Below are 25065 nucleotides of genomic sequence, written 5' to 3'. Positions count from 1 at the left end.
CGCGCAACCGCCGTTTGCGATTGTACCTGCGAACCGGGGACACATGCGCCGAGGCTGCGCGGCGGTCCCGCCTGCATGGAATCAAGCCGTATTCAGTGCTTGCGCGTCCTGCGCACGACGAGCCACTTGGGCGAGCGAAAGCGCACGATGCTCACATAAAGCCAGACGTACGTGAGCGCGAACAGCACGACGAAACAGAACAGGTGCAGTGTGTGGCGCCAGAACAGCGTGGCCGGAATCACGGCGATCAGGCAGAGCAGCCACAGGTAGGGCGAAGTGAGCGAATTGCGCCGCGTGAGTTCGCGTGCATTGCGCGCGCCCACGACCCAGCGCATGAGGCGCTTGTACACGAGCATGTGCAGGTGCACGCCGTCGGGGATGCCGGGCGACATGCCGCGCACGAACTTCTTCCGGTAGATCGAGAAGCAGGTCTCGAAGATCGGATACATGAAGAGCAGCACCGGATACCAGGCCGACACGTCGCGGTTGCGCATGACGAGCAGGATCGACAGTTCGGCAAGCATGAAGCCGATGAAATACGCGCCGCCGTCGCCGAGGAAGATCAGGCCCGCGGGGAAATTCCAGATGAAGAAGCCCAGCACGGCGCCCATCATGATGAACGACGCGGAGAGCACCACCGGGTCGTGCACCTGGAAGGCCACGTAGGCGAGCGAGGCGAACATCATGAACGCGACCATCGAGGCGAGGCCGTTGAAGCCGTCGATGATGTTGATCGCATTGGCGAGCGCGGCGACCGCCAGCACGGTGATGACGAACGAAATCGCCGCGTAGGAAAGCAGGAAGTCGAGCGGCGGCACGCTGATGCGCGTGACCGCGATGCCGAGGAACCAGAACGCGAGCGCGGCGGCGGCCATCGTGCAAAGGAGGCGCGCAAGCGGCGAGACGCGCTTGGTCAGATCTTCGATGAGCCCCGAGGCGAACGCGGGCAACCCGCAGGCGACGATGCCGAGTATGCCGCCCGAGACGGCCGGATACGCCCCGTGCAGCTGCGCGGCGGCCACGATGAGTCCCGCGAGGATGCCCGTTCCGCCGATGCGCGGCACGGGCCGCACGTGGAATTTCTGCACGCCCGCGAGATCGGAATCGACGGAGAACCTTTCATGCAGATGCGCGTAACGCACGATCAGCAGCGTGACCAGCAACGAAACGAGAAAGCCGAGGGCGAAACTGAGCATGAAAGGAAACCGCGACCGGAAGAAGGAATGCGCGATTATACAAAGGCCGACACGCCGCCCGCCCGAAGCTCATGGGGGCAACGGCGCGCGTGCGTTCCGGTCGGGACAACGCGTTGGCTGACGCGCTCAGGTTCCCGGCGTGTTCGCCGGTGTGATTTCGAGCAGGATGACGTGGTCGGGCACGTCCACGGTGAGCTGGCGCAGGTCGCGATGGCTTTCGAGCGGCTGCGCCGAAGCGAGCGGATCGTAAAGGTCGACACGCCTCGCTTTGCCGCCGAAGTCGATATCGACATGCGCGGGCGGGCTGGTGAGCGGCGTTCCGGTCGCACGGTTCCAGATGAGCGTTTCGTTCCAGAGCACCAGCACGAAGCGTCCGTCCTTCTTTTGCAGCAGCAGGCTGTTTGCCGATGCCGGCATATCCGAAAGCGTATACGCGAGCGTGCTGAGCGCTGCCGCGTTCGCGCGCCCCGGGGCGTTGGCGTTCAGGATCCACGTGAGATTGCGAATGGCGTAGGCCACCGGCTTCGGGCTGTTGTCGTTGCGAAAGAGCCCGTAATGCATTTCGTCGTTGTTGCGCGCCGGATCGGGTTTTTCGTCGAGCAGTTCATACACGTAGAGCCGCTTCACACCCGCCGCCGCCGCATCCATATAGCCGTTGAGAACGCCCTTGGCCTGTGTGCGCTCGTCGACGCCGAGCATGTACCAGCCCGCCTGCGGCAACGAGAAGTAGCCGAACTCGGTGATGACGAGCGGCAACTGGAATCGCTGGCCGAGGTGAATGGCGGCAAGCATCCACTTGTCGCCGTTCGCGTTCCAGAGAGGCTGCTCGCCGTTTTGCGGATAGACATGCTGATTCGCGTAATCGGCCGAATTCGTGCGCGTCTCGACTGACCTGGGCTCGAAGCCGGTCGCGTCGTATACGGGCACTCCTTTTAGCTCCGGCGTGCCGTGTACGCGTGCGTAGAGGTCGCGCTGCACGGCGAGCCCGGCGGCGGCGCCGGTAAGCCCCTGGTAAGCGACGGGAAAATTGTTCAGTTCGTTGGGACCTTCGATGGCCGCAACGCTGCCGGGCACCTCGGTATTCAGGTTCGCAACCTGCCCGATCTTTTTCTCGAAGTCCGCGCCCATCAAAAAGTTGAATTTCACGCCGCGCTGCGCGAGATAGACATAGCTTGCGAACGGGATGGAGGAGCCCGGCGCGTAGTCGCGAACGTGGTGGATGCCTAGCCACGCCATGTCGTCGGCGACGTTGTGCACATTGACGTACGCGCCGTCGGTGTAGCTGACGTGGGTGACGACGGCGAGCGTCTGGAGGAAATCCCCGGCTGGCATGGCGCGCACGGCGTCGCTCGCATGCACCGCCGCTGCGCATGCGAGCGCGCAGATGCCTGCCGCGAGGCTTTCGGCCACGCGCAGGCCCGACCGCCGGAGTCGCGAACCGGCCGTATCGGCGCGCGGGCCGTGAGTGGTCGTTACGGAATGCATCACGGCGTATTCCTCGCGTGAAACGGTAGCCGGTTACCGGCTACCCGCGCTTGCTGGCTCCATGCCGGCACGTCGTCTGGCTCAACCACATTGGCGGCGCAGCCAGAAGCCATCTTGCCGTGTCCTTGCCTCGGTCGTGTGTGCGGCGGCGAACGGATAAGTATTGCGCAGGTGATTAGATTCCCGTTACCACAGATGTCGCGATCAAATAATGAAAATGGAATCGAAACGCGCGATCTTCGGGGTAAACATTTAGGAATACGTCATATTAATCGGCGCTCCTGTCGTTGCAGGAGCGCCGTGTTATGTGCGCTTTCGCACATAACACGGCGCGCGCATGTGGCTTGCAGGGCGGCTCACGTGCGGCCCGGATCATGAGGCGGCGACGATCACAAACCGTTGGTGGGATTACGCACGGTTCCTGCGTCGCTTGCGCCGTAATGTGTCGTCGTGGCTTATCAGGGCGGGCGTCGCGCACGTATGGATAGCCCGAGGCAGGGAGATCCGTGCGTTCGCCTGTGGCGGACGACCGCGCCAGACGACGAACGTCTGACGAACACGACACGCACTGGGGTAGGGAAATGTCAGAGCTAACGCAACGGTCAGATCTTACGCAACGTACGGTCGATATCGTGCTGCAACGTACGGTCGATGTCGTGCTGATCGTGCTGGGCGCCGTATGCGCCGTACACCTGAATCTGAATTCCGCACAGGTGGCCGCGGTGCATCACCCCGATCCCACGCTGGTGGCGTTCTGCGCCGCGCTCGCCCTCTCGGTCTTTCCCGCCTGCGGGACCTATGGCACACGCGGCAGCCGCTCGCTTTTCAGCGTCGCGGGCCGCACGGCGTTCGCCTGGCTTGCCGTACAGCTCTGCGGACTCGTGCTGCTTTATGCGATTCATCACGATCATCTGCTGGCGTTGCCGTGGTTCATGTACTGGACATTGACGACGGGTATTTCCCTGCTGTTGTCGCACACCCTGTTCTTTTCGGAATTCAGCGTGCTGCGACTGACCCGTGCATGGTGGCGCCGGGAAACGCTCGAGGTCGATTCGCGCAGCACGGTTCGTAGCGCCGTAATTGGACACGCCCTGAAGCGTCTGTTCGATATCGTGGCGGCCGTGAGCGCGATCGTCATGCTCTCGCCGCTGCTCGCCGTGCTCGCGCTGCTGGTCAAGCGCGATGGCGGCCCGGCGTTATATGGCCATACACGTGTAGGCCGCCATGGAAAGAAGTTTCGTTGTCTGAAGTTCAGATCGATGGTGATGAATTCGGAGCAGGTGCTCAAGGATCTGCTCGAGCGCGATCCCGAAGCCCGCGCCGAATGGGAGCGCGAATTCAAGCTGAAGAATGATGTGCGCGTGACGCGGATCGGCCACGTTCTGCGGCGCACGAGTCTCGACGAGTTGCCGCAACTCTGGAACGTCCTGCGCGGGCAGATGAGTTTTGTCGGCCCGCGTCCGATCATCGACCAGGAACTGGAGCGCTATGGCGAGGCGAGAAAGTACTACCTGATGGCGACGCCTGGCATCACGGGCCTGTGGCAGGTGAGCGGGCGCAACGATATCGACTACGCGACGCGCGTATCGCTCGACGTTGCCTATGTCATGAACTGGACCTTCCGTAAAGACATCGGCATCTTGTTCAAGACGTTTTTCGTCGTGATTCGCGGTACTGGCGCGTATTGAGCTGCAAAGCGCTGCAAACGCGCCGCAAGCGGAACTTCAGGCGGGCGGCAAACGTGTTGGCGGGAGACGTGGTTGACATATCAGGTATCCGGGCCACACCGCATGACCCGGAACGCGTGTAACGGATTGGGGGTGTTGCGATGGGACTCAACGCGATGGACTGGATCGGGACTGTGCATGCGCGTGTCGCGCGCAATGACGGGCTGGCGGGCTCGCTGCGCCGCGGGGCCGCGTTTGCCGTTTGCCTCGCGCTCGCTGCGCTGAGCGGCTGTGCCATGGCGCCGGGCATGACGTACAGCGCAGGAGCAGGGGACGTCGGTGCGACGTCTGGCACGGCGGTGCCCGATAGCCTCGCGGCCAAGGGAATCGCGGGTGCGCCGTCCGGCAAGCTCGTCGAGATCACAAGGGACCTCGTGGACAAGGAAGCTGCCGCGCGGCCCAAGGGCATTCCCGAGGACGTGGAGAAGATGTTTGCCAAGGCCACGCCGTATGAAATCGGCCCCGGCGATATTCTCAGCATCGTCGTCTGGGATCACCCCGAGCTCAACCTGCCTGCGAGCGGCGGCGGCGGCGACGCGCCATCGGGCGCCAGTTCGGTTGCATCCGGCTACACCGTCGATAACAATGGATTCATTCAGTATGCCTATATTGGTCCGCTGAAAGTCGCCGGTCTTTCGGAAATGGGCGTGCGCGACATCCTCGCGCAGAGGCTCGCGAAATACGTGCGTCAGCCGCAGATCACCGTGCGTATCGAGACCTATCGCAGCAAGCGCGTGTATCTCGACGGCGAGGTCAAGACGCCGGGCGTGCAGGTGCTCAATGACAGACCGATGACGCTGCCCGAGGCGATCAACCGCGCCGGTGGCTTCACCGCCAATGCCGACCGCTCGCATGTGTCCGTGACACGTGGCGACGCCACCGTGGATATCGATATGCCGGCGATGATCCGCAAGGGGTTCAATCCCGACCGGATCATTCTGCACGATGGCGACCTTGTGCGGATCTTCGCACAGACAGACAGCAAGGTTTTCGTGGTCGGCGAGGTCGAGCGTCCAGGAGGCGTGATGTTCAATAACGGACGTATGTCGCTCAACGAGGCACTGGGCAACGCGGGAGGGATCAACCAGTCGTCGGGCGACGCCTCGCAGGTGTATGTCGTGCGTGGCCGCGATACCAGTCAGCCGACCGTGTTCCATCTCGACGCGAGCAGCGCGTCGGCCATGGCCACGGCCGACTCGTTCGAACTCAAGCCCAACGATGTCGTGTTCGTCGATACGTCCGCTCTCGTGAAGTGGAGTCGTGTCATCAGCCTGATTTTGCCGACGACCCAGGCCGCGGCCACGAGCCGTGCAATTGGATACTGACGCACACATGAACAATACCAACCACACGAACCGCGTCAGCCGACCTGTTCGCTATCGGGGGAACAAGATGAATCATCGCGACTACCTGCTTGAAGGGCCTGTGGAGACGATCATGCCGATCGCCCCCGACGGCGGACATATGGGCAACCTGCTGGATACGCTGTATGCGGGCCGCAAGACGATCCTGATCGTCACGCTGGTGTTCTCGCTCATCGGCACCCTCTATGCGGTACTGGCGTCGCCCGTCTATCAGTCGGACATGCTCATTCAGGTGGAGGAGAGCCCGAACGCGGCAAAATCGGCGCTGGCCGATCTTTCCTCCCAGTTTGCGTTCAAGACCCAGGCATCGGCGGAAATGGAGGTATTGCGTTCGCGGATGGTCGTGTCGTCCGCGGTGGATGCCACCAAGCTCTACATCAAGGCGACGCCGCGCTATTTTCCTGTGGTGGGCCGTTGGGCTGCGCGGCATCTGAGCCTCGACCGCTGGTCGGGATGGGGCGGTTACGCATGGGGCGACGAGGCGATCGAGGTGACGCAATTCGACGTGCCGACGCGCCTGGAAGGCCGACCGTTCGCCTTGACCTACCGGGGCGATGGGGCCTACACGCTCGAGGGCGGTGGCATCACGCTCGAAGGGCATGTGGGAGAAGCGCTGCACGCGCCGACGGTGGGCGGCTCGATCGACCTTGTCGTGGGCCGTATCGACGGGCAACCGGGCACGGTCTTCAACGTGATGCGTCTGTCCGAACTGAGCGCGATCCAGGGGCTGCAGGCCGCGGTCGCCATCACGGAAAAGGGCAAGGAATCCGATGTCATTGGTGTTTCGCTGGATGGCGAAGACCCGGTGCTCACCAGCACCATTCTGAACGCGATCGGCAACGAATACATCCGGCAGAACGCCCAGCGCACGCAGGAAGAAGCGGAAAAGCAGATCGCATTCCTCGACCGGCAACTGCCTCTGCTCAAGGCCCAGCTCGAGAAAGCCGAGAACGAATTCAACTCGTTTCGCTCCGAGCACGGCGCGGTCAATCTGGATGCCGAAGCGTCGGCGCTGCTGCAGAGTTCGGCGCTGGCACAGCAGCGTATCGCCGATCTGCAACAGCAGCGCGCGCAGGCGATGGCCCGTTTCACCGACGACAATCCGGCTCTCGTCGCCATCAACGGGCAACTCTCCGAAGCGGAGAAGTCGCTGGAGCACCTGGCGGGGCAGACCCGTGCGCTGCCGCCGTTGGAACAGCAGGTCGTGCGCCTGCAGCGGGAAGTGACCGTCGATACGAACATCTATACGAACCTTTTGAACAGCCGCGAGCAGTTGCGTCTGATCAAGGCAGGGCGCGTGTCGAATGTGCGCATGATCGACGCGGCGGTGCCGCCTGAAGGGCCGATCCGGCCGAAGCGCGCAATCATCGTGGTCGCGGCCGTGTTTACCGGATTGTTTGCCGGCGCTGTGCTCGTGCTGCTGCGTCAGCGGCTCAATCGCGGCGTTTCCGTCGTGGACGAGATCGAAGCGGGCACCGGACTGGCGGTGTTCGCGGCCGTGCCGCGCAGCCGGATTCAGCATTCGCTTACGCGTCGCTTGCCGCACGGCGCGCCGGGCGCGAACACGGTGCTCGCACACAAGGCCGTGTTCGATCCGGCGGTCGAGAGCCTGCGCAGCTTCCGCAGCGCGCTCGAACATTCGCTGGAGGACGCAGCCAATCGTGTCGTGCTGCTGGCGGGGCCGACACCGATGGTCGGCAAGTCGTTCGTCTCGGTCAATCTCGCGGCCGTATTCGGTGCCTCGGGCAAACGTGTGCTCCTCATCGACGCGGACCTGCGGCGGGGCACGCTGAACCAGCATATGGCCGTGCCGGGTGCGCCAGGCGTCACGAACATCTTCGACCCCTGCCAAAGCTACGACCACGTGGTGAATCGCGACGTGATGCCGGGCGTCGACTTCGTCGCGACCGGCGGCTATGTGACCAATGCCAGCGAACTGCTGCGCAAGGACGCCTTCAGGAATTTCGTGGCATGGGCCAATTCGACGTATGACCTCGTGCTGATCGACGCGCCGCCGATCTTGCCGGTGGCCGACGCCGGGATCATCGGCCGACTGGCGGGCACGGTGTTCGTGATCGCGCGCCAGGGCGCGACGAGCGTGGCCGATCTGCGCGAGTCGGTGCGTCGCTTTGAACAGGTTGGCGTGCCCATTCGCGGCGTGATCTTCAACGACATGACATCGCGTCCGGGGCGCTATGGCAACGAATATGCCGCGTACGGCTATTCGAGCTACGGCTTCGCCAAGGATACGGGAGCGGCAAGGGCGGAATAGAGGGAAACTGCCGGGCGCGTTCGATGGAGGTCCGTCCTGGCGAATATCAATGTTGTGTCTGATTATTCTGATGGAAAAAATGAACACTCTACGCGACATTCAGATCGTCACGACAGCGAGAATTTTTCGTGCCTTTGGCAAGAGTGGCTATGGGCGCCGGCTGATAGAGGGAGCGGGCAGCACGAGAGTCGGGGCCGCGGCATTGGGAATGGTGCTGGGATACCGCCGCAGTTTCCGTACACTGGGTGAAGCCGAGAGGGCGGTCAAGCCTTATGGCAAGGGCGGACACGAAAGTACCGAAAATGTCGACCTGCATATCAGCTTTTCGGCCAGGCTGAGCGACTACGCCGCGTTTTACTACCTGCGGGATCGGGTGCTTCGCGTTCAAAAGGTATTCGATCTGGGTGGGAATGTCGGCAACCTTTTCTATTGCTATCGAAATTACATACCGCTTAGGGACGACGTAAGCTGGACGGTTTATGATCTGCCGGAAACCATTGCGCGTGGCGAGGCGTTGGCGAGCAGCAGGAACATAAAGAATCTCAGGTTCACCGATAATTTCCAGCAGATCGACGGCGCGGATTTATTCATTGCGAGCGGGTCCCTTCACTATTTCGACAAGTCGGTGCCGGAATTGCTGGCGCCGGTTAGCCGGCTCCCCAAGTACATATTGATTAACCGGACTCCGCTCACGGACGGTCAGGATTTTGCAGTCGTTCAGGATGGCGGGCACATCCGGGTCGCGTGCATGCTTTATAACCGCGCGAAACTGATTGCAGATTTCAGGCGTTTGGGCTACCAGGTGATGGGTGAATGGCAGTCGCCTGATTTCCGGGTTCCGGTGCTCGATCGGCCTTCCTCCAGCGTAGGCGCCTTTACGGGTCTGTGGCTCGAACTCCAGTAGATTTCGCGCATTTTTTCTTCCTCCGATAGTCCTTTGCAGGCGCACGGGTGCCTGCCTTTGCACGTCATTCGCATTCGATTGCTCAAGACTCGTTTTAGACGCGCGAGTTGGCATGGCATGAGCGACGGCGAACATTCGTCGGCACGAAGAGAGGCCACACTGCAAGCAATATGAATCGCATCGCGTGGCCCATCAAATCCGGCCATGAGCGACGCCCTGGACTCTGCGATGAACAACGTGCATGCCCCGAATCTCCTGATTAATGGCCGCTTCCTCGGTCGCCGCGCGACGGGTGTCGATCGCTTTGCATTCGAGACCATCCGCGCGCTGGATCAGTTGATCGAGCGGCGCGATCCGCGCGTCGCCGGATTGCGCACGGAGATCATCGTGCCCGAAGCGCTGGCCGCCATGCCGAATCCGTTCCGGCACGTCGGCCTGCGCGCGAGTGGAAAAGGCGGTGGCCTGCGTTGGGAACAACTCGCATTGCCGCAAGCGGCAAGCGGCGCGTTGCTGCTCAATCTTTGCAACTCCGGGCCGCTGTGGTACCGCCGTCAGATTACGGTGCTGCACGATGCGGCGCCCGCGCGCGTGCCCGACAGCTACAGCCGCTCCTTCGTCGCCTGGTATCGCCTGATGGCGCCGCGCCTTGGCCGCATATCGCAACGTGTCATCACCGTGTCGGAATTCTCGCGGCGCGAGTTGTGCGATGCCTACCGCATTCCGGCAGAGAAGATCGGTGTCGTGCCGGAGAGCGGCGAGCACATGTTGCGCGTGCATCAGGATGCAAACGCAGCGGCGGCCGTGACGCTCGACGAGCGTCCCTTCGTGCTCGCCGTGGGCAGTCTCAACCGTCACAAGAATTTTCAGCTCGTGGCCGAGGCCGCGCGTCTCATTCGCGAAGCGCAGTTCGACATCATCGTGGTCGGCGGCGGCGACGCTCGGGTCTACGGAACGGGCCAGGATGCGTTGCCCGCGTTCGTGAAGCATCTCGGATACGTGAGCGATGGCGAACTTGCGGCGCTCTATCGGCGTGCAGCGTGCTTCGTTTATCCGTCACGCTACGAGGGCTTCGGGCTGCCGCCGGTCGAGGCGCTGGCGCTCGGCTGCCCGGTGATCGCTTCCCGGCTGCCTGCTGTCCAGGAGGCGTGCAGCGACGCCGTGCTCTATACCTCGCCCGACGATCCCGCGGAGTTGGCGCACTTGCTCGAGCGAATCACGAGCGACGCCGCGTTGCGAGAGAGTCTGCGTGAACGCGGCCGCGCACGGACCGCGGAACTCACCTGGCAAGCGACTGCCACCAGGTTGATCGAGGAGATCTCGCCGTGGCTAATGTAACGCTCGCATCCAATCTCGCCAACGACACCCGCCGCTTCGGGCGTGTCGCGCTCGTACACGAGTGGCTCGTCACCTATGCGGGGTCGGAGAAGGTGGTGGAGCAGATTCTTCAGCTCTTTCCGCAGGCCGATCTATACAGCGTCGTGGACTTCTTCCCGGAGTCGCTGCGGGGTGTGCTCGGAGGCAGGCATGCCACGACCTCGTTCATTCAGCATCTGCCGCGGGCGCGCAAATCATTTCGCACCTATCTTCCGCTCATGCCGCTGGCGATCGAGCAGTTCGATCTTTCTTCCTACGACCTCGTGATTTCTTCGAGCCATGCCGTAGCCAAGGGAATTCTGACCGGGCCGAATCAGGTGCACATCAGCTATGTGCACTCGCCGATCCGGTATGCGTGGGATCTGCAGCATCAGTACTTGTGCGAGGCCGGACTGCAGCGAGGCATGAAAAGCTGGATCGTGCGAGCGCTGCTTCACTATATGCGCATCTGGGACCAGCGCACGGCGCATGGTGTCGATGCCTTTGTGGCCAATTCTGCCTTTGTGGGGCGGCGTATCCGCAAAGCCTATGGCAGCGAGGCCACCGTGGTCTACCCGCCAGTCGACGTGGAGCGGTTCGAACTGGGCGGCCAGCACGAAGACTTCTATTTGATTGCTTCGCGCATGGTGCCATACAAGCGGATACCGCTCATTGTCGAGGCGTTCGCAGCGATGCCGTCGCGGCGTCTCGTGGTGATCGGCGACGGCGCCGACTTTGCGCGTGTGAAGGCGTGTGCCACGCCCAATGTGACGTTGCTTGGCTATCAGCCCGACGAGGTTCTGGTGGACTACATGCAGCGTGCGCGGGCGTTCGTCGTTGCCGCAGAAGAAGACTTCGGTATTTCAGTGGTGGAAGCACAGGCGTGTGGCACGCCCGTCATCGCGCTGGGTCGCGGCGGATCGCGCGAGATTGTGGTGGATTCGCCGGATCCCGAGCGCGGTACGGGCCTCTTCTTCGGCGAGCAGAGCGTGGAATCGATCGTCGATGCGGTGGAGCGCTTCGAGCGGCAGCCGCCGCTCAAAGCCGAGGTCTGCCGTCGCAATGCCATGCGCTTTACGGAGGAGCGATTCAAGCAGGAGTTTCTCAGTGTCGTGGAACGCGCGATGGACGCAGATAAAGTGCCGGCCGATACGCCGCCTGTGGTGCGGCGCTGGCACTCGGCCTAAGTCGGCTCAATAACGAGACCGTTCACGCGCGCATGCGGGATGGACGGGATGGGGGTTTCGGCAAGTGGAACTGACGATATTCGGAGTCATCGTGTTCGTCGTCGGACTGGCGGCGCTCTACGTGTCGTATCGCGGCGCGATTTACGGCATGGCGGTGTTTTCCCTGTTCGGATGTACGCTCGCACTCGCATTGGGCGGCATTGGCATCTTGCCGGCGCAAGTCTTTCTCGCGTTCTTCGCACTCAGGGCGTTCAATCTCGCGGGCGGGAAGGGCCTTGCCGACGCGGTCACGCAGGACAAGCCCGGCTTCTGGCTGCTCTGTACCTGCCTGTGGGGTGTCACGGGTGCCATCCTGCTGCCGCGATTGCTGAGCGGCGCAACACTTGTGTTCCCCGTCGACCGCAGCAGCCAGTTCATCATATTGCAGCCGCTTGGCCCCGTGTCAGGCAATCTGTCTCAGTCGATCTATTGCATTGCCGATCTCGTGGTGTATTGCTCCATGTTTGCGTTCCTGAAATATCGTGGCGTGTACCGGACGCTCGCCAACGCCATCTTTCTGCTCGCCTCCCTTGACGTGCTTGCCGGCGTCATCGATATCGTCGCGCACGCGGCAGGCCTCGACATCCTTTCGGCCATCAAGACGGCCCAGTTCGCCGATTTGACCGGCCAGGAAATGGCCGGGATGGTCCGCATCAGCGGCACGTTCAGTGAAACCTCGGGTTTCGCGGCTTTCACGCTGCCGATCTTTGTCTTTTGCCTCAATCTCTGGCTCGTCGGCTATCGTCCGAAGTTGTCCGGTCCGCTTGCGATTTCAACGGGATGCCTGCTGCTGCTGTCGACTTCGGGAACGGCCTATGTCGGGTTAGGGGTGTATCAGTTCGTACTGCTCGTCAGCCGGCCCGGTGTTATCTCGCGTTTCGCTCCCGTACGCAAGCAACGGCTGTGGGTTATCTCCGCTTGCGCGGGCTTGTTGGGCGTGCTCTACGTGATCGTCTTTCTGCCCGGGGTAGTGAAAGTGCTCAGCGATTTTGTCGACGCGGCGATTCTGAGCAAGGCGGGTAGCGACTCCGGTGTCGAGCGAATGGGGTGGAATGCGCAAGGCATCACCAACTTCTTCGACACGTACGGAATAGGCGTTGGGCTGGGCAGTATTCGTGCGTCGAGTTTTCTGGTCGTGCTGGTGGGAAGCCTGGGTATCGTGGGCGTGGTGTGCTACGGGACGTTCCTTGGGAAGTCGCTGCTGGTGCCGGTGCCTGCGCATTACCCGTTCACGGAGCGTGCCGTCTGCTATGCAGCGCGCCACGCCATGATTGCAACGTTGATCGTAGCGTCGGCTTCGCTCAGCGTGTTCGAACTCGGTTCCTGTTTCTATATATTTGCGGCCGCAGCGGGCGCGCTCTCGTCGCGTGTGCCGCGACGCGTGTCCGCGCGCGGCGGATGGGCTGTCAGGGGGGCTCATGAATAAAGTTCAAGCGTCGCTATCGAAGATCGAGTTGTTAGCGGTTTATTTCTCGTACGTGGTCCGGTACATCTATCCGCTCATTCTGGTTCCCTATTACGGAAGAGTGCTGGGTTCGAACGGCTATGCCGTGGTTCTGGCGGGGATGTCGTTGTCCAGTACCATCTGGCTGTGTGTCGACTTCGGCTTTTCCACCATCGGAGGACGGGATATCGTCCATACCGAAAACACCAGCGAACGCGACGCGATTTTTCGGGATCAGTTCACGGCGCGGCTGTTGTTGTGCATTCCGGGCGTGATCATCGGCGCAATGGCGGCTTGCAGGTCGGAGATCATTTCCGGTGTGCCCGGTGTGAGCTTCTTTGTCGTCGTCGGCGGGCTGCTGAACGCCTTTAACCTGGGCTGGTATTTCACCAGCACGGGGCGCCCGAGGACGAGCGTGATGATCGAAATGCTGGGGCTCATGCTCTCGCTCACGCTGCTGTTTTCGTTCATTCGAAAGCCGGCCGATATCGACCGGGTCTTCCCGGTGATTTTCGCTTCGAACCTCGCCCAGACGATGCTGGCCTATTGGCTCGTTCGAAAGGAATACACCGGGGTCATTGCGCCCCTGCGTGCGGCCATCAATCTGATCAAGCGCTCGGCCACGATCTTCATCTACAGTGGCACGGCGGTATTGGTGCTTGCCGCGTCCACCTATATTTTGTCGCTGCTGGCCTCGCCATCGGAGGTGAGCGCCTTCGGTCTCTCGGAGCGCCTCGTCTCGGCCGGACTGAGCATCATGGCTCCTGCCTCCCAGATTCTCGCGCCGAAGATCATGTATCTGGTGACCCGTAACGAGGCACGAGCCAATCTGCTTGCCCGACGGACATTCGCGATCTTCTTTTTGGGGGCGGTAGCCGGCGTGATCCTCACGAAATGGCTTTCCGAATGGCTCGTACCGCTGCTGTTCGGGCCGGAATTCGTTCACGCAGTCCCCATTCTGAAGATCATGGTGCTCGTTATGCCGCTTGCCGTTTGTACGCGCGTATTGGGCATGTACTTCCTGATTCCCCGCAAACTCGAGAGACTGCTAGCCGTGAGCGGCGTGACGGGCGCGCTGGTGAATCTGGCTGCGGCCGTTCCCCTTGCCGGTCACTGGGGCGCCACCGGCATGGTGTTGGCGCGCTTGCTGGCCGAGGGGTCCTTGCTGGCCATGCTGGTCATCGGCAGCTGGCGCGCGGGATTGCTCCGCGACATTTTTGGAATCGGCGAAGGGTTCACGTGGCAAACGAGATTTGGCAGATGGCTCGAATAGCCGTCGTTACCGCACGTGCGACAGATGGCGGTGCACTGGCTGAGGTGCGGGTAGCGTGTGCCGGAGCATCCTCCAATGGTCGATGTGGAGCGCGGTCGATTCGAGCGTTAGTTCGTGAGTAACCAGGGTGACGCAAATGAGTCAGTCTTCCTTGAATAGAAATCCGAAAATCTGCCTGATCTTCGCCACGCGCGGCCGCGCGGAGATTCTTGAACATGTCGTTGCGTTCGTCGGTCAGCAAACGGTAAGGCCCGATCTCATCATCGTGTCCTGCGTATCGGATGAGGACGTTGGTGACCTGGCGGCCGGCCCCGGATTAGTCGTGCTCAAAGGGAAGCCTGGGCTCACGGCACAACGCAATCTTGCCTTGAACCATGTGCCCGGGGACGTCGACGTCGTGATTTTCCTGGACGACGACTTCTTGATGCATGGCGCCTGGATTTCGGAGGCGCTCAAGGCGTTCGATAGCAATCCGTCCATTGCCTGCGTCACCGGTACAGTCATCGCAGACGGCATCCATGGGCCGGGTTATTCCTTTGAAGAAGGGCGGGCCATCGTGGCGAGAGCGGGCGATCTGCCCGCAAGAATGGTCGTGGCGCCGACCGGTGGTCCCTACGGCTGCAACATGGCGTTCCGGGCCAGCAGCATCGCCGGTCTTCGCTTCGATGAGCGCCTCGTCCTGTATGGCTGGCAGGAGGATCGCGATTTCGGCGGCCAGATCTGGAATCGAGGTAGCCTGGTTGTCCGAATCAATACCGCACTTGGCGTACACCTGGGCGTTAAGCGAGGCAGAGTGTCCGGGTGCAAACTTGGCTACTCGCAGGTCATCAATCCGCTCTATCTGGTGAAAAAAAGAACGATGCCTTTGCGCCCTGCGCTCGATCATGTCATGCGCAATGTGGCGAGCAATATGGTGCGAAGCGTTGCGCCGGAGCCCTGGATCGACCGGCGCGGGCGCCTGCTAGGCAATCTGATCGGCCTATGGGATTTCATGCGAGGAAGGCTGACGCCAGAGCGGCCGGAGACATTCTAGAAGCTGCCGGACAATCCTGATGAACAAGTCCTCCCATCTGGCGGTGCCCGATTGCCTGCGCGGCGTCGCAGCCATATCGGTCCTGCTTTTTCATCTCAATCACTGGCTTGGGATTGCCTGGCTGGCCCCCAACGCGGGCATTGCTGTGGACTTTTTCTTCGGACTGTCAGGTTACGTCCTGTGTGTGGCCTATCGCGGCCGATTCGATAGAGGAATGAGCGGTGCGCTCTTCGCGCGAATCAGACTCATACGGCTGATGCCGATGATTGTCATCGGCACCTTGCTGAGTGCATCGTATCTGGCGGCGAGGGTGATCCTGCTTCACGACGCCGACATTCATCCAGGCTGGCTTGCGGCCGCTACGCTGCTCGGCCTGTCGTGCATCCCGGTCTTTGGCGCTCCGCATGCAATTGGAGGGCCGCAGGTGTTTCCGCTCAACGGGCCCGAATACACGCTATTTCTCGAACTCGTAGTCAATCTCTTCTGGATGCTTACGCGCCGATTCGACGGCATGAAGTTCGCATTCGCCGTGGCGCTCGCCGGCTACGCGCTTACCGCGGTGTCCGGTATGGGAGGCGATACGCCGGAGACGTTCCTCTCCGGCTTTCCGCGTGTATTTGGCCCCTACTATCTGGGCGTTCTGCTGTATCACGGTGATGTGAAATTCGGGCTGCTCTCGTTGAGGATCTGGAAATCGCTGTTCCTTCCGGCATCTGTCGCGACCGTTGTCATCATGGCGTGGAATGGTCAGATCCCCTTCGTCGTACAGTGGCTGTGGGCTGCCTCCGTGATGCCGCTGCTGATCCTCGGCGGTTCTTCGGTTGCCCTCGTTGGGCCTGTACGGGCAGTCGCGCTTGTTTTGGGCGAACTGTCCTATCCGGTGTACGCGTTGCACTACCCGCTGTTCGTCTGGCTCAATGGAATCTATCAGGCGTTGATGCACCGGAAGGATCCGCTTATCGAGGCCGCCTTGTTCGTTCCGCTAATCCTGCTGGCCAGCTATCTCATCATGCGCTTCGTCGATACGCCCGCGCGCGCTGTTCTGGTCTCCCGGTTTGGCCGATCAACCGTCAAACCGGTACTCGATAGCACGGCGGCTGATACGCCCGTTTGAGCCGATGCGCGGGAACGACCCGTCGCCGGGGCGGGCATACGCACGTGTTTGCGTGCGGTAGCCAGCAGTGCCGCGCTCGCTGCGCCGATAGCATACCGTCTGGAGAAAGCCGCGTTATCGCGCGTCACGCCGGCAGCGGCGTCGTTGACGTATCGCGGCGGCTGTTCGAGCGATGGTCCGGTGGGCCAGTGGGACTTCATGTGAGAAAGACTGACGCTTGCGTGCATGGGAATGGTATGGAAAGGATCGCGTCGAAAACGATAGCGTTCAACGGCAAGTTCTTCGGGGCAGGGCCGACGGGCGTGCACAAGGTGGCCGAGGAGCTCATCGCCGCGACCGATGCCTTGATTGCAGGGCAGGCCGCAAACGGCATGGATTACGCAGTCGTTGCCAGAGATGGCGTGCAGGTGCCACCCTACCGCCATATTTCCTGCGTTCGCGAGCGCCCGTGGGCCCGCAGGATGCACAAGATCGCGTGGGAGCAGTTTTATCTGCCCCTGGCGGGCAGAAAGGGCTTCATTCTCAATCTGTGCAATCTCGGGCCACTGCTCCATCGCAACTCGGCGACGCTGATACACGATGCCCAGGTGTATTCCGCGCCCGAATCGTATTCCCTGTCGTTTCGGCTCTGGTACAAGTTCCTGTTCTTTTTCATCGGCAAGCGGCACAAGATCATCTTCACCGTTTCCGAGTATTCCAAAAAAGAACTCGTGCACTATGGCGTAGCGCGCGCAGACAAGATCGTCGTCGTGCACAACGGCTGCGATCACGTCTTGCAGATCCGGCCAGACGATAGACAAATTGCCGTGTTGGGCCTCGATCGGAGGCGCTATGTCGTTGCGCTCGCGAACACCCAGAAGCACAAGAACATCGGCGTGCTGCTCAAGGCCTTCGCGGGCGAACCGTTGAGAGACGTCCCACTCGTGCTGTTCGGCGGCGCGACACGAGCTGATTTCGAGCGTCTCGGACATGCCGTGCCGCCCAACGTGCGATTTACCGGCCGGATTACCGATGCAGAACTCGTCGGGCTGCTGGCCAATGCCGGCGCGCTGGCGTTTCCTTCCCTGACCGAAGGGTTTGGTTTGCCGCCGCTGGAGGCGATGGCGCTCGGCTGTCCGGTGGTGGCCGCGCCCTTCGGCGCGCTTCCCGAAGTTTGCGGAAACGCTGCGCTTTATACCGACCCGCTAAGCCCGGATGCGTGGCGATTAAACATTCACTCTGTGCTCGACGACGAAGCCGTGCGGCAATCCCTGATATCCGCCGGGCACCGGCAGGCCGGCGACTTCACATGGAAGCGCGCGGCACGCGACTTGTTCGAGACAGTCAAAGCCGTGAACGGCTGATCTTATTAAAGAAGGCGATATTTGGGGGCAAGCCATGTCTATAGATGTCGATTTCTCATTGGCGCTCAATGATCGAACCGGCAAGCTATTTCTGGGCAACGATATTATCTCGACGCTTGGCGGCAGGGTCGCGAGTATCCACTATGGACGATTCCACGAATTTCCACGCAACGATTTGATGCGCCGTATCGCGGGCAGGCTGACCCACAATGAAACCATTGCGAGGGTGCATCGCTCGCGGCTGGTTTCGCTTTTGCCGGTCATCCGCGATCCGCGTCCTACACTGCATCTCGACCCGCTGAGCGTCGTACGCCATCGTCTGGAAGCGCGTGACATCGTGCTTTGCCACGATGTCGGTCCGATCACGCATCCCCAATACTTCGCGCCGGGCGTGGAGGACCTGTACCTTCGGGCCTATGACCAGATCCGGAAGGTGAAGCCTCACATGGTATTTGTCAGCAAGACCTCTCAACGGGAATTCCACGAGCTGTATGGCGATGACTTTGCCTCGTCGACCGTCATCTATATTCCAACCCGCTTGGGAGTCAAGGAAGGAGAGGGGCGTCCGGTGAAGGGCGTCTCGCCCCGTTTTCTATTGACGGTGGGGAGTATCGGCGACCGTAAGAACCAGGCCCGTTGTATCGAGGCGTTCTCGGCGAGCGGGCTTGTGGAGAAAGGGTGGCAGTATGTCATTGTCGGAGGGCGCGAGCCCGGTGCCGACGCCGCCATCGAACTCGCGAGGCAATCTCCGGGCGTCGTGATGCCGGGCTATACGCAGGATGACGAGCTTCGTTGGCTCTACCGCAATGCATCCGGTTTCGTCCTGATGAGTCTGCTGGAGGGATTCGGAATGCCGGTGATCGAGGCGATCGAGCATGATTTGCCGTGCCTCGTTTCCCGCGCGAGCATCCTGACGGAAGTGGGCGGGGACGCCATGCTGTGCGCCGATCCGCTGGCACGGGAATCCATCGCATTCGCTATGCGTTCGTTGGCGGAAATGCCGGGCGAGGAGCGTAGCCGGCGAATTTCCGAAGCGCGCGCGCATCTCCAGACATTCGCGCGCGAACCGATACTGGCTAGCTGGAGAGAACTGATAGAGCGGGTGGGCTGAGTCGCTGGATCGTATCGGCCCCATGCGGGGCTGAGGACGGGCTGCCTTATTTCCCAAACCCTATTTCGGGACATCCGCAAACCTGTAAAGCCATGCCGTTGTCCCCTTCAGCGGTACCCAGCCAGGACCGGGCGCGATTTTCGGCATCGACAGCGACACAACGGCTCGCGCGCCGCTTTGAGAGAACGCTGTCATCACCTGTTCACGCTGTTGCGGCGTAAGCTGCGTCCAGAAGATTTCACTGTAATCCGGCCAGAGGGTCTCGTCCTTGCGATCGAAGCGATTGCGGTCTTCGGGTTCGATACGGTATGGGAGAGCGCCGAACTCGGCGACGATGCGCAAGCGCGACACGTAGGCCCAGCTGACCCTGACGGCAGGCTCGCTGTCCCGGATAACCGCCACCGCGTCGCCCGGTTGTAACCCTGACGCAGTTAGCGCGTTCGCGAGTTGCCATCTCGGGTCATCGTGATAGTCCGCCCGGCGAAACGCCGCATTGAACGAAGGCGCATCGGTCAGCGCCAGTTCCCCGATAGCACCTGCACCATAGATGATGACGAGCGCGGTGGCGAGCTGGCGACGCGAAGGCAGCTTCACGTCCATCAATGGTGCACAGGACACAAGCGCCAGGACCATCATGAATGCGCTGAGATAACGATCTTCGACATGAACGAGGAAATACGTGCCAAAGCCGGCGACAGTGGGCAGCAGCAAGGGCCACATTCGCACCGTTGTCTTGATGAGCGCCGCTCGCCATGGCCGCCTCGCGAGGCACAACAGGAAAGCCGCCGCGATCGCCACCACGCTCGGGTGTTGCCTGAGTATCTGCTGCAAGCTCCATAGCGAGCGGCCCATTGCGATAAGTTCGAGCCGCAGGCTGAAGAATGATCGAAAGCCTTTGTACCAGTATGCGACGTCGTTATAGGGCGGGTAAGTCGTGTGGAAAGGGGTCCCAAAGCCAAAAGCCGGCAAGCCCGCTACCAGCTGACTGGTCGGATGGATCGGCCGGCCGAACTGAGCCGGACCGCCTTGCCAGTTGGTCAGATGGGGCAACTCGTTGACGTGCCAGGGGACATTCAACGCGCCGGAGGCGCCAAGCGTAAATTCGCCATAGGACCAGGAGATTCCGGCGACATAGGTGGCAAAGAAAATGCCAAAAACGCCCGCTACCACACCGAACGGCCGCCACAGGCGTCCTCGCGCGCAGCAATAGATGAAAAGCGTGAGAAGAAACAGGCAAGCAAAGGGAGTGAATACCCCTTTTACCCAGACACCGACACCGAGGACCAGACCGAGCAAAATCGCCGATAACACGTCTTTCCTCCGGATCAGGGCGAGAAGCAGGCCCGAACCAAGGAGGAAGCCAGTGGTGACGAGCATGTCCGGGCACACGGCCGAAACCGTGTCAAGCCCGAGGCAGGCGCCAAGAAAAACGCAAACCCCGATCCAGATCGTAAAGGGATGCTGGATCAGCGCAAGTGAACCAGGCCAGTACAGCGCGAACGCATGTCTGATCAGACCGCGCCAGGACGCGTAGGCAACCAGATAGATCAACCAGTTTGCGACCGTGATCGCATACCATTCTCCCTCCGGGGTGGGGGCGGCCAGCGCCCGTGCGGCGGCAACGACGGCGGGATATCCAGGATTCCAGAATGGGTTGAAGATTTCTCGCCAATCCATGTGCGTGACTGCCCAGCTGACATTCAGGTACGAAATCCAGTCGCCGTAGTATTGCGTCCGGCCGTAAATGCCTTCGACGATCCCGAGTGCGCCGATGACGATCCAGGAAAGGACGAGATGTGCATTCCCGGGCGGCCATTTAATTGTCATGAAAGCATCTCCGCGCTCACAGCCAGAAGATCAATAGAGAAGGGAATTAACCGCCCTGAGGTCCGATCAGCAGAACGGGCCATTAACGCCAGATATCAGCCGAGGTATGACTCCCCGTTCGACGTCGTTCCGGCTGTTACTTGAGGTCCAGACGCCTCGTGTGAGCCCGTGCAAGACAAGTCACGCGACGAATGTAGCCGGCGGGCGCCGGCCCCTCTGTGCGTTGGACAACGCGGTTTTCGATCGGACAAGGCAGACTTTCCCGTTTGCACTCGCATACAACGCGTGGCTTGCCCCTCGTCGTCTGCTCCCGAGCGGTGAATGGTAGCCCGTTGTATCAGGGCCATCTGGATGCGATGGGACGCGGCGACGCACCGTGCCCCAGTACGATCTTGTAGAGGGAGTGGGAAAACCCACGTCCGTTGCGGTTGGGGATTTCCTTCTGTCTGAACCCGCGAGTTATGTCTGTCAACACACTAACGTAGTGTCCTCGCGCGGGTTACCTTTGCAGCGCAAGCCATTGTCGAAAGCAGCCGGGAAGCGCCATGAGACCTTCGAATACGAGCTCGAGATATGCGACGCTTGACGGACTGCGTGGCGCGGCGGCGATAGTCGTTGTCTTCGTGCACTTCCATGCGCTGTACCACCTGCCCGACATTGAACACGGCTATCTCGCCGTGGACCTCTTTTTTGCGATGAGCGGCTTCGTCATTGCCAATGCATATGACAGACGGCTTTCATCGGGAGAATTGAGCTGGCAGCAGTATTTCGTACTGCGGCTGTTCCGCCTGTACCCGCTATACTGCGCCGGCCTCGTGCTCGGCGTGATTGCCCTGCTGTACCGGCTTCCCGCATCCGACTGGCGTGAAATTGCTTCCGCGGTCCCGGCCGGTTTGCTCATGTTGCCGACGCATGCCCCTTTACGGACTTTCTATCCTTTCCCGGAAAGATACGACTTTATTTATCCGCTGGATTTTCCCGCCTGGTCGTTGTTTTTTGAGCTCGTTGCAAGCCTCGCCTATGGCCTGTTCTTTCGCCATCTGACGACAAGGCTGCTCATCTTCGTCATGTGTGTGTCGGCTGTTTCACTCACGATAGCGGCTTATGTATCGGGCCTGGCGCACGGCGTCGCATGGCCGACGTTCTGTGTGGGATTTGCGCGACTCGGCTATGCGTTTCCAGCCGGTCTGTTGCTATACCGGTTTCATCGACCGGCGCGCAGGCGCGAATCGCTTTCGGCGGTCCTCATCGTCGCAATCGTGTTTGGCCTGCTCTTCATGCCATGGTCGACGCTTCATCAACCCGCGGTTGATCTGCTGATCGCGCTCGTCGTCCTCCCGGCAATCGTGTGGGCAGCATGCCGGGTGGAGCCCTCCGCGCGCTTGTTGCCGCTCTTCGCGTTTTCGGGGGCGATCTCGTACGCCATCTATGTCCTGCATGTGCCATTCGCGTTTCTCGTCCAGGATCTCGCCTTTCGCGGCCATTTTCTTCCGCACCCGTATGCCGTGAGTGCAGTGCTCCTGTTGCCCGGCATCGTGCTGCTTACATGGTGCGCCGACCGGTATTACGACACGCCGGTGCGCAGGGCGTTGCTCGCAGGCTCGCGCCCCTGGCTCAGGGCACGACCGGTGCGCACTGCCGCGGCGGACGCGACTATGCCAGAGTAAGGTGGGGGCGCCGCCAGGCCTTGCGGCAACGGGAAGAAAGCGCGGCACCAGCGCAGGCGCCACCGCCTCGGCGGGAATTGGCCCGCGGTGCAATCGCTTCGCGGCGCTCAGGACGACGGTGCGTCGTCCGGCGACGGGAGCTTGTTGAACGCGGGGGGCATGGACGCAGGTGTGCGGCGCTCGCGCTCGTTGAAGGTCCACTTCGAGTTGAGCAGGTAGGTCAAGCCCAGAACGAGCGCGGTCGTGACCAGTTGGGCGAGGAGATAGTTCAACCCAGGAATTGCCGTGAAGAACTTCATGCACACGCCGTTCATCAGTACGCCAAGCAAAGCGATGATGGCGAACTTCGGTGCTGTCGACATCGGGTTGCTGTTGCTTCGGAACGTAATCTGGCGGTTGAGACTGTAGTTGACGATTGCGCCGGCGCCCGCTCCGGCCATGGAACTCACGGCCGCAGAGGCGAGGCCGGCGTGGACCATCGCAATGAGAATCGCATACTGCGCGCCGGTGCCGATCGCACCGACGCCAGCATAGACCACGAACCTTCGTGCCGCGCGCAGGTCAGGCATCGTTCGCGCCTGCGGATTGATAGCGGCGGCGAATCAGGTACACCGGCCGGTTCTTCGATTCATGGTAGATGCGGCCGATATATTCGCCAAGTACGCCTATTCCGATCAATTGAACGCCGCCGAGCAGAAGGACGGCCGAGATCAGCGACGCGTAGCCCGGTACGGCGACCCCTTGAATCAGGGTACGCACAATGAGAAACGACGCATACAGAATGGCGATACATGCCACGAAGCTGCCGACGTAGGTCCATACGCGAAGCGGCAACGTGCTGAAACTCGTGAAGCCCTCCAGCGCGAAGTTCCACAGTTTCCAGCCGGAAAACTTCGACCGGCCGGCGAGGCGAGGTTCGCGCACATACTCGACGACGGCGGTCCGGTAGCCGACCCAGGCAAACAGCCCCTTCATGAAGCGCCGCGTCTCGGGAAGCTGTTTGAGCGCATCCACGACCTCGCGCGTGATCAAACGGAAGTCACCCACGTTTTCCGGGATCTTCGTGTCGCACATCGCGTTGTGTATGCGATAAAAGATTGCCGCGGTCTGGCGCTTCAGGAAGGAATCCGTGAGCCGGCTCACGCGTTTGGCCACGACGACGTCGTGGCCTTCTCGCCATTTCTCGACCAATAGCGGGATGATTTTCGGCGGGTCCTGCAAATCCGCATCGAAAGGAATCACAATGGCGCCGCGCGCCTCGTCGAGCCCTGCCGAAAGCGCAGCCTCCTTGCCGAAGTTGCGCGTCAGGTCGATTACACGGATGCGGCTGTCTTCCTTCGACATGCCGATCAGCATGCGCAGCGTGTCGTCGCGGCTGCCGTCATTCACGCAGACGATTTCGAACCCGGTTCCGTCGATCGATTCGAGGACAGGAATGACCGTGCTGAAGAAGGCGCCGATCATCTCCTCTTCGTTATAGAACGGCACGACTAGCGACAGCAGGCAGGGCTCGTCACCGCAGGGAGCTTCCGCGAGCGCAGGACTCGTTCGCGCAGCCGTTTCGCGCGCGCCTGCCGGCGAGGTTGACGCTTCCCTCAACAGAGGCTCCGCAGCCAGGAAGTGAGGGCGGCCGATATAGTCCATGATTACCTCGCGCAGATGCCGCGGTTGTCCGACTGGCGTAACGATTTCATCGCGGGCGTTCAGCGTTTGACCAGCCGCCGAACCGCATTCAGCGGGGACTTCAATCGGGTCACAGGCGTGTGAACGACTTCCGCAAACGTTTTGGGATGGCGGTGTTCCAGCGTCGAGATGACCTTTCTCTTCAAGCTGTCGCGCAACGGCGAAACACCGGGGGGCAACGGCTTCAGTCCCATCATGCGCAGAACGTAGTTGGCCTGGTACACCCGCGCGCGTTGCTCGAGCGACCTCATGCAGTAGTTGATGCTGATACTCACCGAAATGTTGTCGTCATTCTTCACCCAATGCGGTGCCAACGAGGGGTGATGCACCACTTCGCCCGGGTTGAGCCGGAAGATCGTGCCGCGACTCTGCAGTTGACGACGATAGCGCGCGGCCTCGAAGTTGCCGGCGTAGTAACGCTCCACCTCCTGGTCCGGCACCAGCTCGCGATCGGTAGCGGGGAAGAGGCATACGTCCTTCGAGCCCTGCAACTGGAAGAGGAAGTTGGTCTCGTGATCGATATGGAAGGGTGTCGAGATCTTTGGCGAGGAGACCAACAGCGTCATCGTCACCAGGGTGATGTCGCTGCGCAGCGGGTAATCGGACAGCTCCTCGAGCTCGGCGGTAATCGAGTCGAGGACATGGGCGTAGTCCGCGTCGTAAAGGTGTGCCTGCGTTAGCTTGATCCACGAGTCGTTTTCGTGAACGCTCGCAAACGCCTCTTTCAGCCGCGTGCTATGCGGCATGGCGCTGAATTTCGACTCCAGCGAACTATTCCTGAAGTTGATCGCACGGACGTTACCGTTCTTTTCCAGCATCCGCTGGGCGACCTCGGCGATCCTGGGGATCTCGAACAAGCCGCTTTCATGTAATAGATGATGGAATTTGAACGGATGCAGATTGAAGTTGCTTTTGAATTCCTGATGGCAGGCGTGCAGGATTTTTCTGTCTGAGGTGAGTTGGGGTGATGCTTCGGCCAACACCGCGCCATTGCTAGTCACAGACATGGCACACCTTCGCAGGTTAGAGGGTAGTGCTTGCAG

Annotated in this window: 19 protein-coding genes; 13 read left to right on the top strand and 6 right to left on the bottom strand. The window is 61.1% G+C overall.

The genetic code is table 11. The features are described 5' to 3' along the window. Window positions 1-92 precede the first annotated feature (92 nt). Both BHE01S_RS07645 and BHE01S_RS07640 read right to left on the bottom strand, forming a co-directional pair. Entirely contained in the window at window positions 93-1196 is a 1104-nt protein-coding gene (locus BHE01S_RS07645) for an MraY family glycosyltransferase (RefSeq protein ID WP_042262292.1), read from the bottom strand. Window positions 1197-1322: 126 nt separating this feature from the next. Continuing rightward, window positions 1323-2681 (bottom strand): glycoside hydrolase 5 family protein, encoded by a 1359-nt coding sequence (locus tag BHE01S_RS07640; protein ID WP_245639676.1) that lies wholly within the window; start codon window positions 2679-2681, stop codon window positions 1323-1325. A gap of 581 nt (window positions 2682-3262) precedes the next feature. On the opposite strand from BHE01S_RS07640, the gene BHE01S_RS07635 reads away from it, so the two are divergent. The 12 genes from BHE01S_RS07635 to BHE01S_RS07580 all read left to right on the top strand — a co-directional run bounded on the left by BHE01S_RS07635 (window position 3263) and on the right by BHE01S_RS07580 (window position 18845). After that, a complete protein-coding gene (locus BHE01S_RS07635; RefSeq protein WP_042262291.1) occupies window positions 3263-4369 on the top strand; it encodes a sugar transferase in 1107 nt (368 codons plus the stop codon). Window positions 4370-4509: 140 nt separating this feature from the next. Continuing rightward, window positions 4510-5733 carry a polysaccharide biosynthesis/export family protein gene (locus BHE01S_RS07630; RefSeq protein ID WP_084068651.1) on the top strand — a complete coding sequence of 408 codons (1224 nt, stop codon included), beginning with the start codon at window positions 4510-4512 and terminating at the stop codon, window positions 5731-5733. Between the two features lie 112 nt (window positions 5734-5845). Next, window positions 5846-8044 carry a GNVR domain-containing protein gene (locus tag BHE01S_RS07625; protein ID WP_042262713.1) on the top strand — a complete coding sequence of 733 codons (2199 nt, stop codon included), beginning with the start codon at window positions 5846-5848 and terminating at the stop codon, window positions 8042-8044. A 70-nt stretch (window positions 8045-8114) separates the two neighbouring features. Then, entirely contained in the window at window positions 8115-8948 is an 834-nt protein-coding gene (locus tag BHE01S_RS07620) for a methyltransferase, TIGR04325 family (protein ID WP_167337669.1), read from the top strand. Window positions 8949-9152: 204 nt separating this feature from the next. After that, entirely contained in the window at window positions 9153-10283 is a 1131-nt protein-coding gene (locus BHE01S_RS07615; protein ID WP_245639670.1) for a glycosyltransferase family 4 protein, read from the top strand. Beyond that, the gene (locus tag BHE01S_RS07610) at window positions 10271-11488 is read left to right on the top strand and encodes a glycosyltransferase family 4 protein (RefSeq protein ID WP_042262285.1); all 1218 of its coding nucleotides are present in this window, start codon (window positions 10271-10273) and stop codon (window positions 11486-11488) included. The genes BHE01S_RS07615 and BHE01S_RS07610 overlap by 13 nt, the downstream gene beginning before the upstream one ends. Window positions 11489-11552: 64 nt before the next feature. Beyond that, window positions 11553-12953 (top strand): hypothetical protein, encoded by a 1401-nt coding sequence (locus BHE01S_RS07605; RefSeq protein WP_245639669.1) that lies wholly within the window; start codon window positions 11553-11555, stop codon window positions 12951-12953. After that, window positions 12946-14244, top strand: a complete 1299-nt coding sequence (locus BHE01S_RS07600; RefSeq protein WP_042262707.1) for a lipopolysaccharide biosynthesis protein — start codon at window positions 12946-12948, stop codon at window positions 14242-14244. Before BHE01S_RS07605 ends, BHE01S_RS07600 begins: the two co-directional genes overlap by 8 nt. A gap of 136 nt (window positions 14245-14380) precedes the next feature. Further along, window positions 14381-15277 carry a glycosyltransferase family 2 protein gene (locus tag BHE01S_RS07595; protein WP_042262284.1) on the top strand — a complete coding sequence of 299 codons (897 nt, stop codon included), beginning with the start codon at window positions 14381-14383 and terminating at the stop codon, window positions 15275-15277. 19 nt (window positions 15278-15296) lie between these two features. Then, the gene (locus tag BHE01S_RS07590) at window positions 15297-16391 is read left to right on the top strand and encodes an acyltransferase family protein (RefSeq protein WP_063769078.1); all 1095 of its coding nucleotides are present in this window, start codon (window positions 15297-15299) and stop codon (window positions 16389-16391) included. Between the two features lie 236 nt (window positions 16392-16627). Next, window positions 16628-17734 carry a glycosyltransferase family 4 protein gene (locus BHE01S_RS07585; RefSeq protein WP_042262283.1) on the top strand — a complete coding sequence of 369 codons (1107 nt, stop codon included), beginning with the start codon at window positions 16628-16630 and terminating at the stop codon, window positions 17732-17734. 34 nt (window positions 17735-17768) lie between these two features. Continuing rightward, window positions 17769-18845: a glycosyltransferase gene (locus BHE01S_RS07580; RefSeq protein WP_052405767.1), complete on the top strand. Its 1077-nt coding sequence runs from the start codon at window positions 17769-17771 to the stop codon at window positions 18843-18845. Between the two features lie 60 nt (window positions 18846-18905). Here the strand turns inward: BHE01S_RS07580 and BHE01S_RS07575 are convergent, their stop codons facing one another. Next, window positions 18906-20672, bottom strand: coding sequence for a hypothetical protein (locus tag BHE01S_RS07575; protein WP_042262278.1), 1767 nt, complete (start codon window positions 20670-20672; stop codon window positions 18906-18908). Between the two features lie 545 nt (window positions 20673-21217). Between BHE01S_RS07575 and BHE01S_RS07570 the strand changes: the two genes are divergently transcribed. Continuing rightward, on the top strand, window positions 21218-22339 hold the full coding sequence (locus tag BHE01S_RS07570) for an acyltransferase family protein (protein WP_042262276.1): 1122 nt from the start codon (window positions 21218-21220) through the stop codon (window positions 22337-22339). Window positions 22340-22446: 107 nt separating this feature from the next. Here the strand turns inward: BHE01S_RS07570 and BHE01S_RS07565 are convergent, their stop codons facing one another. From BHE01S_RS07565 to BHE01S_RS07555, 3 genes are read right to left on the bottom strand one after another with little or no spacing between them, the layout of a single operon-like run. Next, window positions 22447-22908 (bottom strand): GtrA family protein, encoded by a 462-nt coding sequence (locus BHE01S_RS07565; protein ID WP_052405765.1) that lies wholly within the window; start codon window positions 22906-22908, stop codon window positions 22447-22449. After that, window positions 22901-23983 (bottom strand): glycosyltransferase family 2 protein, encoded by a 1083-nt coding sequence (locus BHE01S_RS07560; RefSeq protein WP_052405760.1) that lies wholly within the window; start codon window positions 23981-23983, stop codon window positions 22901-22903. The genes BHE01S_RS07565 and BHE01S_RS07560 overlap by 8 nt, the downstream gene beginning before the upstream one ends. Before the next feature lie 59 nt (window positions 23984-24042). Beyond that, window positions 24043-25029: a cupin-like domain-containing protein gene (locus BHE01S_RS07555; RefSeq protein WP_042262274.1), complete on the bottom strand. Its 987-nt coding sequence runs from the start codon at window positions 25027-25029 to the stop codon at window positions 24043-24045. Window positions 25030-25065 lie beyond the last annotated feature (36 nt).

The sequence above is a fragment of the Paraburkholderia heleia NBRC 101817 genome, from assembly GCF_000739775.1.
Lineage (GTDB): Bacteria > Pseudomonadota > Gammaproteobacteria > Burkholderiales > Burkholderiaceae > Paraburkholderia > Paraburkholderia heleia.
The sequence above is the reverse complement of the archived record's forward strand: the minus strand, read 5'-3'. Positions and strand labels throughout refer to the sequence as shown.

Coding starts and splice junctions, on each gene's coding strand:
- BHE01S_RS07570 (WP_042262276.1), top strand. CDS start 21,218: ATGAGACCTTCGAATACGAGCTCGAGATATGCGACGCTTGACGGACTG.
- BHE01S_RS07640 (WP_245639676.1), bottom strand. CDS start 2,681: ATGCATTCCGTAACGACCACTCACGGCCCGCGCGCCGATACGGCCGGT.
- BHE01S_RS07565 (WP_052405765.1), bottom strand. CDS start 22,908: ATGCCTGACCTGCGCGCGGCACGAAGGTTCGTGGTCTATGCTGGCGTC.
- BHE01S_RS07600 (WP_042262707.1), top strand. CDS start 12,946: ATGAATAAAGTTCAAGCGTCGCTATCGAAGATCGAGTTGTTAGCGGTT.
- BHE01S_RS07645 (WP_042262292.1), bottom strand. CDS start 1,196: ATGCTCAGTTTCGCCCTCGGCTTTCTCGTTTCGTTGCTGGTCACGCTG.
- BHE01S_RS07585 (WP_042262283.1), top strand. CDS start 16,628: ATGGAAAGGATCGCGTCGAAAACGATAGCGTTCAACGGCAAGTTCTTC.
- BHE01S_RS07625 (WP_042262713.1), top strand. CDS start 5,846: ATGCCGATCGCCCCCGACGGCGGACATATGGGCAACCTGCTGGATACG.
- BHE01S_RS07630 (WP_084068651.1), top strand. CDS start 4,510: ATGGGACTCAACGCGATGGACTGGATCGGGACTGTGCATGCGCGTGTC.
- BHE01S_RS07620 (WP_167337669.1), top strand. CDS start 8,115: ATGGAAAAAATGAACACTCTACGCGACATTCAGATCGTCACGACAGCG.
- BHE01S_RS07615 (WP_245639670.1), top strand. CDS start 9,153: ATGAGCGACGCCCTGGACTCTGCGATGAACAACGTGCATGCCCCGAAT.
- BHE01S_RS07580 (WP_052405767.1), top strand. CDS start 17,769: ATGTCTATAGATGTCGATTTCTCATTGGCGCTCAATGATCGAACCGGC.
- BHE01S_RS07560 (WP_052405760.1), bottom strand. CDS start 23,983: ATGGACTATATCGGCCGCCCTCACTTCCTGGCTGCGGAGCCTCTGTTG.
- BHE01S_RS07635 (WP_042262291.1), top strand. CDS start 3,263: ATGTCAGAGCTAACGCAACGGTCAGATCTTACGCAACGTACGGTCGAT.
- BHE01S_RS07590 (WP_063769078.1), top strand. CDS start 15,297: ATGAACAAGTCCTCCCATCTGGCGGTGCCCGATTGCCTGCGCGGCGTC.
- BHE01S_RS07595 (WP_042262284.1), top strand. CDS start 14,381: ATGAGTCAGTCTTCCTTGAATAGAAATCCGAAAATCTGCCTGATCTTC.
- BHE01S_RS07555 (WP_042262274.1), bottom strand. CDS start 25,029: ATGTCTGTGACTAGCAATGGCGCGGTGTTGGCCGAAGCATCACCCCAA.
- BHE01S_RS07575 (WP_042262278.1), bottom strand. CDS start 20,672: ATGACAATTAAATGGCCGCCCGGGAATGCACATCTCGTCCTTTCCTGG.